Origin of the sequence: Nostoc sp. FACHB-280 (assembly GCF_014697615.1) — a bacterium.
GTDB lineage: Bacteria > Cyanobacteriota > Cyanobacteriia > Cyanobacteriales > Nostocaceae > Nostoc_B.
The window spans coordinates 1-14288 of the sequence record NZ_JACJSD010000015.1; the positions used below are offsets into that span (position 1 = coordinate 1).

General features: G+C 41.0%; 13 protein-coding genes. 4 read left to right on the forward strand and 9 right to left on the reverse strand.

Annotation, left to right across the window (positions count from 1 at the left end; translation table 11 throughout):
* Nucleotides 1-259: 259 nt before the first annotated feature.
* The 3 genes from H6G75_RS12990 to H6G75_RS13000 form a co-directional block, all read right to left on the reverse strand.
* Nucleotides 260-625 carry a hypothetical protein gene (locus H6G75_RS12990; RefSeq protein WP_190980477.1) on the reverse strand — a complete coding sequence of 122 codons (366 nt, stop codon included), beginning with the start codon at nt 623-625 and terminating at the stop codon, nt 260-262.
* 321 nt (nt 626-946) lie between these two features.
* Nucleotides 947-1963, reverse strand: coding sequence for a TOBE-like domain-containing protein (locus H6G75_RS12995; RefSeq protein WP_190980478.1), 1017 nt, complete (start codon nt 1961-1963; stop codon nt 947-949).
* Between the two features lie 233 nt (nt 1964-2196).
* On the reverse strand, nt 2197-2718 hold the full coding sequence (locus tag H6G75_RS13000) for a pentapeptide repeat-containing protein (protein ID WP_190980479.1): 522 nt from the start codon (nt 2716-2718) through the stop codon (nt 2197-2199).
* 271 nt (nt 2719-2989) lie between these two features.
* Here H6G75_RS13000 and H6G75_RS13005 point away from each other — a divergent pair, with 271 nt between their 5' ends.
* The 4 genes from H6G75_RS13005 (at nt 2990) to H6G75_RS13020 (ending at nt 7128) form a co-directional block, all read left to right on the forward strand.
* Entirely contained in the window at nt 2990-3967 is a 978-nt protein-coding gene (locus H6G75_RS13005) for an ATP-binding cassette domain-containing protein (protein WP_190980480.1), read from the forward strand.
* Nucleotides 3964-4761 (forward strand): ABC-2 family transporter protein, encoded by a 798-nt coding sequence (locus H6G75_RS13010; RefSeq protein ID WP_190980481.1) that lies wholly within the window; start codon nt 3964-3966, stop codon nt 4759-4761. Before H6G75_RS13005 ends, H6G75_RS13010 begins: the two co-directional genes overlap by 4 nt.
* Before the next feature lie 9 nt (nt 4762-4770).
* The gene (locus H6G75_RS13015; protein ID WP_190980482.1) at nt 4771-5568 is read left to right on the forward strand and encodes an ABC transporter permease; all 798 of its coding nucleotides are present in this window, start codon (nt 4771-4773) and stop codon (nt 5566-5568) included.
* Nucleotides 5569-5829: 261 nt separating this feature from the next.
* Nucleotides 5830-7128: an MFS transporter gene (locus H6G75_RS13020; RefSeq protein WP_190980483.1), complete on the forward strand. Its 1299-nt coding sequence runs from the start codon at nt 5830-5832 to the stop codon at nt 7126-7128.
* A 305-nt stretch (nt 7129-7433) separates the two neighbouring features.
* Here the strand turns inward: H6G75_RS13020 and H6G75_RS13025 are convergent, their stop codons facing one another.
* The 6 genes from H6G75_RS13025 to H6G75_RS13050 form a co-directional block, all read right to left on the reverse strand.
* The gene (locus H6G75_RS13025) at nt 7434-8495 is read right to left on the reverse strand and encodes an aliphatic sulfonate ABC transporter substrate-binding protein (protein WP_190980484.1); all 1062 of its coding nucleotides are present in this window, start codon (nt 8493-8495) and stop codon (nt 7434-7436) included.
* Between the two features lie 148 nt (nt 8496-8643).
* Entirely contained in the window at nt 8644-9606 is a 963-nt protein-coding gene (locus H6G75_RS13030) for a TauD/TfdA family dioxygenase (protein WP_190980485.1), read from the reverse strand.
* A 630-nt stretch (nt 9607-10236) separates the two neighbouring features.
* On the reverse strand, nt 10237-11205 hold the full coding sequence (locus tag H6G75_RS13035; protein ID WP_190980486.1) for a TauD/TfdA family dioxygenase: 969 nt from the start codon (nt 11203-11205) through the stop codon (nt 10237-10239).
* Between the two features lie 64 nt (nt 11206-11269).
* A complete protein-coding gene (locus tag H6G75_RS13040) occupies nt 11270-12163 on the reverse strand; it encodes a CmcJ/NvfI family oxidoreductase (RefSeq protein ID WP_190980487.1) in 894 nt (297 codons plus the stop codon).
* Between the two features lie 39 nt (nt 12164-12202).
* The gene (locus H6G75_RS13045; protein ID WP_190980488.1) at nt 12203-13645 is read right to left on the reverse strand and encodes an NAD(P)-binding domain-containing protein; all 1443 of its coding nucleotides are present in this window, start codon (nt 13643-13645) and stop codon (nt 12203-12205) included.
* Between the two features lie 320 nt (nt 13646-13965).
* Nucleotides 13966-14187, reverse strand: a complete 222-nt coding sequence (locus H6G75_RS13050; RefSeq protein WP_190980489.1) for a hypothetical protein — start codon at nt 14185-14187, stop codon at nt 13966-13968.
* Nucleotides 14188-14288: the final 101 nt, after the last annotated feature.

Consider the following 14288-nt stretch of genomic DNA (forward strand, 5'->3'; position numbering starts at 1 on the left):
TTTTGACAAATACTCAGCACTTTCTTGAACTTCTAGATTGAAAGGGCGTGCCATTGCTTCCTCATGAGTCTTTTTCTTCCATGTTCTTTATTCTACAGTTCTATGCACGCTCATTTAGACTTGGTATAATGATTCATCAACATCATTATAAAATTCATTTTTCAACCTTTTTTAAATCGCCGATAATTACGATAAACCGATTAAAAATATCAGGACTTAAATTTAGTCAATAAATAAGTCCTGATCTACCAAACTCAAATTAGTTAACGAGGTTATTCCTAACAAAACTATCTAGAGAATTTTTGACAGAGTTAATGTATGCTTGGTCATTTAAAACTTGTGATGGTAATTTGTTAGCTAAAACTGCGCTACGAACAACATCTTTAGCACTAATTTGTCTAGTTTGATAAGCTTGAAGCAAACTAGCATAACCAGGAATTCCTTGATTTCTCAACTGTCCTTGATAAGCCAAACCAGCAATTTCAAAAGGGTCGATTGCAGTAGTGACTTCTGAAATACCACCTAAAGCTTTGGAATTATCTACTATCGCTTCTCTGCTATAAGCAGGACTGAGAGTAGTAGATATCAACAATAAAGTTAAACCACTAAAAATTATGCTTTTCATGATAGATTTATATGTGTGAGCCAACAAAGTAAAGCAAATTGTCCCCTGCTTAAAAAGCACAAAGACATTAATAAACCTATCTATTACTAGACAAGTTATTTGCTACGAAACTTAATTTAATTTTGTCTTGAAAATTTAGTAAGTGACCTCTGACTTTAGAATGTTAATTATGTTGTTTTTAATAACAATTTTTTCTATATATATATGTCTAATGAAATATTGACAAGTTAGGTAAAAATTTTTGTAGTCAAGGCAATAAAAAAATGGGAATTAGGAATTTTTTAACTCCTATTCCCTCAACTTAAATATCGATTTTCACTATTAGACGGAGTAATAAGCGGGAAAAGATTTAGCATCTTTTGGTTTGACGTAAACCTGTTGTTGTGGCTCTAACTGCAATTCGTTGAAGCGATCGCGTGTTAGATGTGCTGTCACAACTTGACCATCGTCTATAGTTAATTCCACCTGAATTTCCCAACCTAGATGAATCAGACGGCTGACTTTAGCTGATGCTGTTGCGTCTTGAGCGTACTTTTCGATAATCACATCTTGGGGACGCAAAAAGACTTTTGGGTGTGCTGCATTAAATCCGGTGCTTTGGAAAATTCTGGCGGTGTTGGGTAAGACATTCACCGGGCCGATAAAACTCATCACAAATGCGGAAGCGGGATTGTCGTAAATATCTGCGGGTGAACCTACTTGTTCTACACGTCCTTTATTCATCACTACGACTTCATCAGATACTTCCATCGCCTCTTCTTGATCGTGAGTAACAAATACAGTGGTGACATTCACCTCATCATGAAGATGACGTAACCAGATTCTTAAATCTTTCCGCACTTTCGCATCAAGCGCACCAAAAGGTTCATCCAATAATAATATTTCTGGTTCTACAGCCAAGGCTCTTGCTAATGCTACCCGTTGCCTTTGACCACCTGATAATTGTGAAGGATAGCGATCGCCTAATTCCTTTAATTGCACTAACTCTAATAACTGTTCAACTCGTCCCTTGATTTTTTTATCTTGAACTTTGCGAATTTCTAAACCAAAAGCAATATTTTGTCGCACAGTCATGTGCTTGAACAAAGCATACTGCTGAAATACAAACCCAATATTTCGCTCTTGGACATTTTTATATGTAGCATCTTTCCCCGTGAGGATGATTTTACCGCTATCGGGCATTTCTAACCCGGCAATTAGTCTCAGTAAAGTAGATTTACCAGAACCAGATGGCCCCAGTAATGCCACTAAAGACCCACTCCTAACTGTTAAATCAACTTGATCAACTGCTTTAAAACTTCCGAAATGCTTGGATACATTCTCAACTACTATGCCCACTGCCGTTATCCCTTTATTAATTAACTACGGCTTATTAATAGGTTTACCGTATTGTATCTAACATATACCATTGCTAACAAATTAAATACAAGTAAATTTTGTCAATATATCTTTAAGTAGAAGTAAACATATATATCAATAATTCCTAACAAGAAATTGACAAAAACCCTACTATCAAGTGTGACAATAGGGTTCAAAAAGCAAATATTCACTGATACTCAAGCTAAGTATTGTTAGTAGTTTGTTAAGCCTGGTGGCGTAATGGCTTTTTCTAAATCAGCACCTTGAAAGTTTGCACCGACAATACTTGTACCTGTCAGATTAGCCTTCTCCAAATCGGCATCAAATAAGTTAGCATTATCTAAATTTGCGCCTATAATGCTTGCCTTACCTAAATCTGCACCTTGAAGATTAGCACCTTTGAGATTAGTTCCTTGTAAATTAGCTCTTTCTAAATCAACACCTTGTAAATTTGCATTTTCTAAATTCGCATTTTGCAGATTAGTATCTTTTAGTGATGCTCCTATCAGGTTACAACCAACACATTCATTCGTTGTCAGCAAATGTCTCACATTTTCTGCAACAGTTTTTACAGGTGCAGGTGTAGCTTCTGTTGTAGCTTCTGTTGTTACAGGTGGTGTTAATGATTGAGCCTTAGCACTGTGTTGGTCAAATAGCGAAAATCCTGCCACTAATACTACAAGCAATACAGTTATTAAGCAGTTAGTTAGCGTCTTAAAAATTGATTTCTTCATGCTACCTCTTTTGGTAAATGCTGAGTTTTGGTTTTACGTTTTGAGTTCTTTAGTTGATATTTACTGTAGATAAGTTAATTTTGAAAAACAAATACTATTTTTGTTCAAATCTATAAATTCCAGTGATAGCTGCTGTAGTGCTGAGGCATGAAGAAGGCAGGAGGAAAAATAGATTTATTTCTCCTGAGCATAAGGAATTGCTCAAAGGTTTAGTGAAATGTGAAAAGTTTTGTAGTATATATGTAATATGTTTTTGAGGAGTTCATCGGTAATGACAGCCGTAGAACTGGAAAATTTACGCAAGACCTTTACCTTAACGCAAGGTTGGGCTAGAAACCGCAGACAGACTGAGATTGTGGCGGTGGATGACATTACGCTGAGTGTTCCCGATGGTCAAGCGATCGCATTTATTGGGCCAAATGGTGCAGGCAAGTCTACAACCATTAAAATGCTTACGGGGATTTTATATCCCACATCTGGGCAAGCTACTTTGTTGGGGTTGAATCCTTGGAAAAAGCGGCGGGAATTGGCTTATCAGATTGGGGTAGTATTTGGACAGCGATCGCAACTTTGGTATCACTTACCGCCCCGCGACACCTTAGAATTATTAGCACGTATCTATAACCTAGACCACAAAGAATATATCAAACGCCGTGATGTCCTAGTAGAGCGTTTTGACCTCAAACCCTTTTGGCATACCCCAGTGCGTAAACTATCATTGGGACAAAGAATGCGAGCCGAAGTAGCAGCCAGTTTACTCCACAAACCAAGATTATTATTTCTGGATGAGCCGACTATTGGTCTAGATGTCATCGCCCGTCAAGAATTACGCGACCTCATCCGTGAATGGAATCGCACTGAAGGTATCACTGTATTTCTCACCAGCCATGATGCAGGCGACATTGAACGAGTCGCCCAACGAGTCGTAGTTATTAACCACGGTAAAGTCGTCCTGGATGACAAAATTTCCGCTATGCGTCGAGACTACCTCGGCTCAAAAATCCTCAGTGTGAGATTTCATGACGCAGCCCCGCAAATTATCCTTCCTGGTGTTACTGAACTCAAAAAAACCGAATACGCCCTCAAATTAGAAGTTAATACTCGCATTACCCCCATTGAAGCGGTGATGAGTCACATTCTACAAGCAGGTTCCGTGGCGGATATTGCCATTGAAGATCCACCACTAGAAGAAGTGATTGCTCACATTTACTCCCAAACCGCCCCCAGCCCCAAAACGCAAACAAGATGAATAAAATCACCAAATATATCTGGATAGCTTGGACTTCAGCCCGTTCTAACCTGGCTTACATCACAGAAGTAGCTTCAAGGGCTGTTTTTTTGTTTGTCATTCTCTATATCTTTCTGCAATTGTGGCGTGTGACTTATGCAGAGACTAACGCTCAACAGTTAGGAGACTTCACCTTAACGCAGATGCTGTGGTATTTGGGTATAACCGAATCAATTGTGCTTTCTGCCCCCACAATAGCCCAAGAAGTAGACGAAGATGTCCGCACAGGTGCTTTAGCAGTGCAATTAATTCGTCCTTTATCTTACCCTTTGTATCGTTTGTGGACGAGTTTAGGAGAGCGTACAGTTCGCTTTGGGCTAAATCTCTCTGTCTCCATCGCATTAGCTTTACTATTCGTTGGCTTGATTCCCTTAAATTTGTTAGGTATTTTGTTATTTTTATTATCCCTACCGTTAGCCTTTGTCCTCGATTTTTTAGCAACATTTTTGGTAGGTTTGGGAGCTTTTTGGTTAGAAAACACCACAGGTTTGTTGCTGATTTATTCCCGCATCAACATGATTTTAGGCGGAATGCTCATCCCTTTAGATTTATTCCCCGAACAATGGCAAGTAATTTTAAGAAATCTACCTTTTGCCAGCATTATCTATGGCCCGGCGCGTTTGTTTGTCCAACCAGACTTAAGCTTTGCCGGACAATTACTCATTCGCCAAACATTAGCTATAGGTGTACTCAGTTTATTAGTAACTTTCGTTTACAGCACAGCCGTTAAACGCATCCATGCCAATGGAGGATAATTAATCATCATGTTTAGGCGTATAGTTTCATACTTGCAATTAGCTGCGGCTTATGTGCGGCTGAACTTCAAAGCCCATTTAGAATACCGTGGTGCATTTATTACCCAAATCGTAGCAATGGTGTTAAATAACTTAGTTTGGGTAACATTTTGGGTCTTATTTTTTCAACGCTTTCCTGTATTGCGCGGATGGAATGTGCAAGATGTAATTACTTTGTGGGCTTTAGCCGCCACTGGTTTTGGTTTAGCGCATTCTATCTGTGGGAATGCTTTACGAGTTAGTAGTTTAATTGTCCGGGGACAGTTAGATGTGTGGATGCTCTATCCACGTACTCTCTTATCTCACTTATTGTTGGGACAGATGAGTGCTACAGCTTGGGGTGATTTGTTATTTGGCTATGGCGTGTACTTGTTTTTTATCAAACCAGATATCCTACATTTGGCTATGTTCACAGGATTAACAGTTTCATCTGCTGGGGTATACATCGGTTTTAATGTGTTGGTAGGCAGTTTAAGCTTTTACATTGGCAATTCTGAAGGATTAACACAGCAGTGGCGAAATGCAATGCTGACCTTCTGCACTTATCCAGCAACTTTGTTTGAAGGCTGGGTGAAGTTACTGTTATACACTTTAATTCCGGCGGGATTTGTCACTTATTTACCTATCGAAGCACTCAGAACTTTATCTTTAACGCATACATTACTAGCTTTAGCAGGAGCCATTGCTGTATTGTGCGTGGGTGCAGGTGCATTTTATCTAGGTCTGCGGCGTTATACTTCCGGTAATTTAATGGAAATGCGTGGTTGAAAAGTAAAAAGTCAGACAATCTTTGACTTTTTACTTTTGCCTTTTAACTTCCCTATATGGGTGTATGTATCTAAAACCCCTACACCCCTTCTTCACAGATAATCCTAGTACATAAGTTTTAAAAGCTTAAAATTCGTCAATTGTGAAAAAAAAGTAAAAGCTAAATCATCCGATCGCCTGTTGACTCAAGCAGATTAGCGATTATCATATAATGACTGTTAGCTAATCTAATAGTTAGTAGAACATATTAAAGCTTCCCCTATGAAAGTTTGGCATAGACAACTAGGCGATCGCATCAGTCAGGCGATTTACCATTATTTACCTGCCTTCCGTTGGCGGAATTTTCGGTTGTTTTTTGGGGGACAGTTACTATCTATGTCTGGGACATTTATGACCCAGCAGTTAACTATTCCTTGGCTTGTCTATGATTTGACTAAATCAGCTTGGTTGTTGGGAGTAGCTGGTTTTGTACAATTTCTACCGACGTTATTACTGATTCCTTTTTCGGGGGTATTATCCGATCGCTGGAGTCGTCGTGACTTGTTAATGATAGTGCAGATATCGGGAATTAGTGTCTCTTTAGCCTTAACAATTCTGACCTTTGCGAATTTGATTACCTTTCCCATCCTCTTGGTCTTGAGTGTACTTAATGGTTTGCTCAAGGGGTTAGATATGCCGGTGCGTCACACTATTGTGACTGAAACCGTAGATGATAAAGCTGATTGGAGTAATGCGATCGCTCTCAATTCAGTCATGTTAAGTTCTTCCCTCGTATTAGGGCCAGCAATGGGCGGGATTTTGATTGCAACCCTCGGAGTGAAATACTGTTTTCTCTACGATACCCTCAGCTATATTCCTGCTATCTTTACTCTGTTAGCAATGGAATTAAAAGCCAGACCAATGCAGAGCCTCACTAGCTTCCGCGATACTTTTGGAAAGTTACGAGAAGGCTTTGAATATGTTTCTCAGTTTCAGCCCATCAGAGCCATTTTATTGATGCTGGCCTTACATGGTTTAGTCGGGATGTCTCATGTCGCACTCATGCCTATATTTGCTGCCAAGATTCTCAATGGAGATGCAACGACAATGGCTCACCTCAGCACTTCAGCCCCCATTGGTTCTTTCTTTGCTTGCTTGTTTTTGAGCATCAGACGAGGCATCATCGGATTAGAGCGTGTAATTGTTACATCTCAAGTATTGATTGGGATGAGTCTGATATCCTTCTCACTCTCGCGTCAAGTTAGTTTATCTATCATTATTCTGGTGTTGGTTGGTTGTTTTTCTATTCTCAGCATTACCAGCAGTAACATGATTATCCAAACCCTAGTCGCTGAAGATAAACGTGGAAGAGTAATGAGTTTTTATGCCTTAGCAATGGTAGGTACAATGCCCTTTGGCAATCTCCTGGCTGGAACATTAGCCCAGAATTTTGGGGCGACTGAGGCCTTGATTATTTGTGGTAGTTTGTATGTCTTGGGTGCGTGTTGGTTTTATGCACAATTACCAGGAGTCAGACATTGGATAGCTGGCGAAAAAAAAGCTTGTCTTGGAAAAATTTGAATTAGCTTTGTAGCTTCTGTAAAGATGACTTGACTGTAAAGAATGGGTGTAATACCAATTTTTTATAAAGCTGCATAGAATTCGATCCCCCTAGCCCCCCTTTTTAAGGGGGGAAATTCTTCAAGTCCCCCTTTTTAAGGGGGATTTAGGGGGATCAGGATATGTGCAACTTCACATTAAATTGGTGTAAGGGTTTTGAACACCTGAACCCCTACACCCTTCCTTACTTAATCCCCTGATTTTTCTTCTTACTGATAAATTGCATCTTGATCAAAAAACAGATCAAAATTTTAGAATATTTAAAATTAAGCTCTATTTCTCACCGCATCAGGTGTAATTGCTGCATATTCTTGAGCAGTTAATGTGGCTTCTTGAATATTGACTTGTTTCGGTACAACTTTCAGTTGATATAAAAGGTCAGCAATCTTTTGTTGAGCATTGATTACTTCTTCTGTAATTGGTCGCATATCAAACTTTCTTCTGGTCAGTGCTAACTCCATAGTATCTACATCAGTCTTAACCTTGGGAGCCAGAATTTCGGCGGCTGCACGTCTATTTTTATTCGCCCACTGACCTACTTGATAATATTCTTCTAAAATCGCTTTGAGCAAATCAGCGTTATTAGTAGCAAAATCTCTAGATGCTAAGTAATAACTTCCTGGTGTATTAATTCCTTGTGCATTTCGTAAAATCCGAATGCTACCTTCTCTTTGAAGCTTAATCAAATTCGGATCGCCTTCTACAAAAGCATCTACTGTCTTATTCAGAAATGCTGCACGTCCATCTGCAATTGGTAAGTTTACAGATTCAACATCACTAATTTTTAGTCCGGCTTTTTCTAATGCTTTCACCACAAAATAGGTCTGAGCTGTACCTCTGGAATAAGCAATTTTTTTACCTTTAATATCTGCCAATGTTTGAATAGGCGAATCTTTTAATACAACAATTGCCGAACCTTCTCCTGTTCCTGGTGGAGTGTTAACTAAATAAATCAAATTTGTGCCAGCAGCTTGAGCAAAAATTGGTGGTGTTTCACCTGTTGGCCCCAAGTCAATACTACCTACATTTAAAGCTTCTAATAGTGGTGGCCCAGAGACAAACTGAGACCAAGTAACATTAATTCCTTGCGGATTTAGACGTTTTTCGATCGCACCTTTTTCATGAGTCAAATCTCCTGAAACTTGATAGCCAATCCGCACAACTTTATTACTAGTGCTTTTAGCGTTAGTTGTGCTGACATTACTACTACCTGTACTAGCATTATTTTTGCCACAACTAACTAAAGTCGTAAACGAAACTAACCCATAAACAGCATAAAGTAAGTCTCGTCTGGATATTCCATAATTACCAATTTGGACTTTTTTCATAACTTTTGACTCAACTTTGAGTCCTATAGATGTAACAGTGAAGAGGGAACAGGGAACGGGTAACAGGCAATAAGGAAATCCCCATAATTAAAATTAGGGGATTTGGATAGACGACCTTTGTAAGTGAGTGCTGATAGTATCAGCACCTTTAAGAAAGTACTGCTTCTACTTTTTTGGACTCGACTTTTTGTTGGAGAACGTTAGGGACTTCTGCACTGAAGGCTTCACCATGAACTACTTCTGAACGGAAACCATCAACTCCTACAGGAACATCACCAGTAATAGTTGTCCGATAAAGTAACCGTTCAACATCCAAATGATCCAAATCTTGGGGAGCTAAATGCACAGTGGCGCGATTGTCCCAAAAGGCGATATCACCGTTATTCCAACGGAAGCGAGTGGTGTAAGCTGGCTTGGTGATTTGGTTGAAAAATAGTTCTAGCAACAACTTACTTTCTTGTGGTGATACACCAACAATATGTGAAGTGAAGCCAGGGTTGACAAACAACGCACGTTCACCAGTTTCAGGATGAACTCTGACGACTGGATGAATGGAAATCAGTGGGTTAACAGCAATTCGCTCGGCAAATTTGCCATTTTCAGGTTGATAGCCACCTCCATTGAAGCGATGTTCCGCTTTTAAGGTATCGGCTAAAGCACGTATAGGTGCTGATAGTCCTTCATAGGCGGCTACAAGATTACTCCATTGGGTATCGCCACCAAAACTAGGAACATTAACTGCACGTAAAACAGAGGCGGCTGGTGGGTTAATTGCTGCTGTTACATCTGTGTGCCAAGGGCCTCCACTGCGAAAACCATACTGTCTTTCATACAGCTTCCGGTCTACAGGTTTAAGTTGGGGAAATCCTGGTACTGGTTCAACTTCTCCTAAAGGATGAGCAAAGGTGACTTCGCCAAAACGAGATGTAAACTCGACTTGAGCCGCATGATCAATATTTTGACCCCGAAAGAATAATACTTTCCATTTCAATAAGGCTTTGCGAATCTCTTTAACTTGCTCATCAGACAAAGGACGTTTGAGGTCTACGTTGTTGATTTCTGCACCGATGAAACCAGCTACTTGTTTGACTTCTATATGTTTGTAGCCCATGAAAATTCTCCAGAGTTTGAATGTTGAATGATGTTCACACTCCCTTGCTATCTATGGAATTTTGCTGATAGGTAATCAGAAAATTTTGATATTGGAAGCATAACTAAATATATTATACGTTATTCCGATAGATTTACCGTAGTATGCAGTTAGTATTTAGCAATTTTTTGTTCTTTTGGCTTGACATAACATTTTTTAGGCTACAGATGTACAAATTTATCTGCGTTAATCTGCGTCCATCTGCGGTTAATTATTCCTGTCTAGTACTCAATAGAGTAAGTACGTACGTAAGATATGTTAGCAACAGCGTCATACCATTTCTTTTTAGGACTTACGCAAGAACTCTCTCAAAATCTTCTAACTTCTTGTCCTACCCTGCGGGAAGCCGCTATCGCGTCTATGAATAATATGAAAATATCCTAGGTATTTTTGCAAAAATAATTTTATATAGAAAAGTTGTAATTTGTGATTATGAGCTGGGAATTTGAATTCTAAGTGGGAATGGCTTCAAACTTCAGCATCAAAATTGCTGACTTGAGAAAAAGGTGTAGGGGGAGATGAAAATATAACCCCTCCCCCTGCTTCAAGAACTTACCAAACATTCAAAGTTTGCTTGGTAGACTAATAGTCTTAATTGAGTGCTGGTTCTGCTAACGCCTTCTCAGATTTTTGCTTCAGAACAGTTGGTAAATCACTGGTTAACGGCTCACCTTCAACTATTTGCGATTTAAAGCCATCAGGCCCGACTGGAATATCACCTGTAATAGTGGTGCGATAGAGTACGCGCTCCACTTCTACATGATCTAAATCTTGGGGTGCTAAATGTGAGGTGGCGCGGTTATCCCAGAAGGCAATATCACCATTGTTCCACCGGAAGCGAGTGGTATAAGCAGGTTTGGTGATTTGGTTGAAGAACAACTCAAGCAATAATTCACTTTCTTGTGGTGAGACATCGAGAATATGTGAAGTAAAGCCAGGGTTCACAAACAATGCTTTTTCACCAGTCTCAGGATGAACGCGCACTACTGGGTGAATTGAAACTTGGGGATTAGCGGCAATACGCTGGGCATATTTGCTGTTGCTGGGTATTCGCAAACGTGCATTAAACCGATGTTCGGCTTTTAATCCATCAGCTAACTTCCGTATAGGTTCTGATAGACCTTCGTAAGCTGCGACTAGATTAGTCCACTGTGTGTCACCACCAAAGCTAGGAACATTCACCGCCCGCAAAATTGAACCCGTAGGAGGATTTACAACCGCAGTCACATCGGTGTGCCAACGGCTTTCGTAGCTGGTACGGCGTAGACCATTGCGACGCTCAAAGCGGCTACGATCAATTGGTAAGATTTGGGAAAAGCCTTCTATTGGCTCGTCTTCGTGGGGGTGCGCGTAGGTCACTTCACCAAAACGAGCCGTGAAGGCAATCTGGGCTGCATGATCTATGTTTTGATTGCGAAAGAATACGACTTTCCACTTCAATAATGCTTTGCGAATTTCGGCAATTACCTCATCTTGCAAAGGACGTGAAAGATCAACGCCGTTAATTTCAGCACCAGTGAACCCAGAAGTAGGTTTAACTTCAATATGTTTGTAACCCATGTTTATTCTCCAATGTTTGTATAACAGAAGGTAGAAAACAACCCTGATGAAATCTGCTGCACCACTAATCGGGATAGAAAACGAATGTCCGTAACTCTATACTTTCTCTGGGTGGTGCATCTGAAGGACTGGTAGGATCTTCAAAAGCTGTATGAGCCGCAAATCTGGCGCGTCCGTCTTCCGCAGAATCGAAACATTTGATAAACAGTAGTTCGTCTCTTTGCATTTGCGGAAAGTAGAACCATTGGTGTTCTTGGTTATAGGTCACTGCGTAGGTTTCACCAATGCGATGTCTAGCGACAAGCCGCAAAGCGTCTACGCGGTATACTAAATCTCCGGCTACAAGGTCGCTTTGTGCAATACTTTGAGCATCACACACTGCCAACGGTGACTCTTGAATTGTTTGAGCAATCCCCCGCCAAACATTGATAATGGCAAACCTTTTTTGTAATAAACTACCAATGTCTTGTATACCTCTTGCGCCCAATTCTTTATAAGCCCTGGTATAACCAGATTTGGCAGTGAAATCGTTGTGTACGCGCTTGGCAGGCTCTTTAATATTGTTTTCACCGGGCTTTGATTGTGCCGCATTCCGCAAAGTGTGATCAAAAATCACCACTTGAGTTGCACCCGTCAGTTCTTTGAGTATTTGCTCGGCTTCTGGGTAATAGACTTGACGGATTTCGTCTTCATCATAAAAGTCGCGGACGCTGGTATTGTAGGCATTAAAGGCAAAACCTTGCTGATCTAAAGAGATGTTTTCCGCGATGGCACGAGCATTATAAATAGGTAGTTGATAAGTCTGGAAAGTGCCGTTGGTGCGGGGAACCCCTGGAGGTGGTTCATAAGTATAGTTGACAGGCTTTTCTGCCATTGGGATGAGATAGCTGAGATTAGCTTCTACCGATGGCAAACCATAAGCAAGCGGTTTATCTAGAACTTGATGATTGAAGCTCATAGGTTATACCTATTGGAAAATGATCAAAACTACGCAGATTTAGCCGACTCCTGCTTTGGCTGGCTGTTGCCACACGGCATTGGCATACAGTGATGGCTCAAAGTCTGGTGCAACATTGTCACTGGTAATTCGGGCTTCGTGTAGTGACCAGTCAGCAAAGAATAAATCGTGGCTAATGCGTGAGACTATTGCTGGCACATCCCGCCGGATGCTGGGGACATCGCCGATGGGTAGACCAAAACTGACGAAGCCAGCCGGATTAAACACATGAATATCTTTGAGGTAAGAAGCCGTACCAGGGACTTTTTCTAGATATTCATGAGCAGAACCAAGGTAAGGATAGGTGCTAAGTTGCTCGTTGCGCTGGTCGGCTGGCGGTTCGTAGCGATCGCGCCACAGGACAATATGATGAGCAAAATCAGCTAGTTCTGTCCGTCTGGTGGGATCGACAAAGTAGCCAGTCCCTGCGATCGCAAAATCGAACTCAAACACATCATCATTCACTTGCGCCACGATGCGATCGCCTTGAGCCTGAGCTTCTTGCCACGGTGCAGATAAATGCAGATGGAAATTAGCAAAGGCTGTGACTCGCTCAATCGCATCCGGTGGTGGTGTTGAGCCAACTTGATTAAACCGCCAAGCTTGAAACCACCGCGCTGCATCAGGTAATTGCCAATAGTTACTGTAAGCTCCAGGATAACCCCGCACACGAATCACAGGCAAAGAAGCGATTTGCGATCGGCGTGCAAATAAATGTACTTCCTTCGCACCTGATTCTAGTGCCACACCAGCCGCATCAAAAGCCGAAGCCGCCGCACCTAAAACAGCTACCTTTTTACCACGCAACGCCTCAAAGTCAATTGCTTCTGAGGTATGTGCATACAAATTGCGCGGCAGAGATGTTAATGCAGAGGGGATGTTTGCCCCACCAGTACCAGCGACACCATTAGCAAAGATAATCTTTCGTGTGGTTTCTATTTGGGTGACACCATTCACTTCCAGATGTAGGCGAAAGAAACCTGCGGCTGGTTCAACTCGCACCAACTTTGTCTGATACCGAACTGGAATGTCTAAGAAATGCCGATACCAACTAAGATACTCCGCCCATAATACTCTGGGTATGCGGTCAATTGCGGCGTATGCTTCAGTTCCGTGTCGCGCCTCGTACCAAGCCTGAAACGACAGTTCGGGAATTCCCAGTTCTGGCCCTGGGAGATTTTTCGGTGTGCGTAGCTTTTTCATCCGCGCTCGCGTCAGCCATACACCTGCTTTAGCTTCGTTTTCAGCTGCATCAATAATTGTCACGCGGCCAATACCTGCACGCCGCAGCGCAAATGCAAAAGTACTACCACTGCCACTACCACCCACTATGGTGACGTTGTGGTCAATCTCTGGATGATCAGGTATCCAGTTTTCGGGATCGGGGCCGATGAGGCGCAACGCTTCGCGTGCGGCAAAATCAGCGTCAGTCGTTGTTGTCATATCGGTCTTTCAGGATGAAACGAGGTTTAAGCGAGATTCGTACTGGAAGAAAAATAATCGTTTGTCTGATGCCAAGATATGGATCAATTACCTAATGTTTTCTTACAACCAAAGTTTAGTTGCAGACATTTACTAATTACTACGCCAAGAGTGAGATAAGTCCCAAGGATTTCGTGTTGTGAGTGATTGACCACAAATTTTTGTAGTAATTTACTCAGCAGATACAGCTTACATCTGTTGATACCAAAAATATGTACTGACGATCACAATCTTTGTGACCCTAATAATTAGTTTATCTAATATTAAGTTTTGCAAACAGCTTATGGTTCATGAAACCAGGTAAAAGAAAGGCTTTTTAGCTTACTAAAAAATCCCACTTTCTTTGTTTTTGGTGGAGGAAAACATTGAGCATCAGGAGATATTTGTGGTGGTAATTCCCAAATATCGTGGCTTTTATATCCTTCCCGTTCTGCTAAAGGATAATGTTGATTAATTAATCCAAATTCCCCGTCTAATAATTCTCTTTCTATTTCGTGAAACATATTTTCACCATGAATAAAATTTTGAGAATCTGTACTTTGCTAGATAAGATTCATATCCTATTTCTGCGTTCCTACTCCCTATCTACACAAGCAAATTCGGC

Bases quoted from the DNA above. Each gene is read 5' to 3' on its own strand.
- H6G75_RS12990 (WP_190980477.1), bottom strand. From the start codon at position 625: ATGAAAAGCATAATTTTTAGTGGTTTAACTTTATTGTTGATATCTACT.
- H6G75_RS13000 (WP_190980479.1), bottom strand. From the start codon at position 2,718: ATGAAGAAATCAATTTTTAAGACGCTAACTAACTGCTTAATAACTGTA.
- H6G75_RS13005 (WP_190980480.1), top strand. From the start codon at position 2,990: ATGACAGCCGTAGAACTGGAAAATTTACGCAAGACCTTTACCTTAACG.
- H6G75_RS13010 (WP_190980481.1), top strand. From the start codon at position 3,964: ATGAATAAAATCACCAAATATATCTGGATAGCTTGGACTTCAGCCCGT.
- H6G75_RS13015 (WP_190980482.1), top strand. From the start codon at position 4,771: ATGTTTAGGCGTATAGTTTCATACTTGCAATTAGCTGCGGCTTATGTG.
- H6G75_RS13020 (WP_190980483.1), top strand. From the start codon at position 5,830: ATGAAAGTTTGGCATAGACAACTAGGCGATCGCATCAGTCAGGCGATT.
- H6G75_RS13025 (WP_190980484.1), bottom strand. From the start codon at position 8,495: ATGAAAAAAGTCCAAATTGGTAATTATGGAATATCCAGACGAGACTTA.
- H6G75_RS13030 (WP_190980485.1), bottom strand. From the start codon at position 9,606: ATGGGCTACAAACATATAGAAGTCAAACAAGTAGCTGGTTTCATCGGT.
- H6G75_RS13035 (WP_190980486.1), bottom strand. From the start codon at position 11,205: ATGGGTTACAAACATATTGAAGTTAAACCTACTTCTGGGTTCACTGGT.
- H6G75_RS13040 (WP_190980487.1), bottom strand. From the start codon at position 12,163: ATGAGCTTCAATCATCAAGTTCTAGATAAACCGCTTGCTTATGGTTTG.
- H6G75_RS13045 (WP_190980488.1), bottom strand. From the start codon at position 13,645: ATGACAACAACGACTGACGCTGATTTTGCCGCACGCGAAGCGTTGCGC.
- H6G75_RS13050 (WP_190980489.1), bottom strand. From the start codon at position 14,187: ATGTTTCACGAAATAGAAAGAGAATTATTAGACGGGGAATTTGGATTA.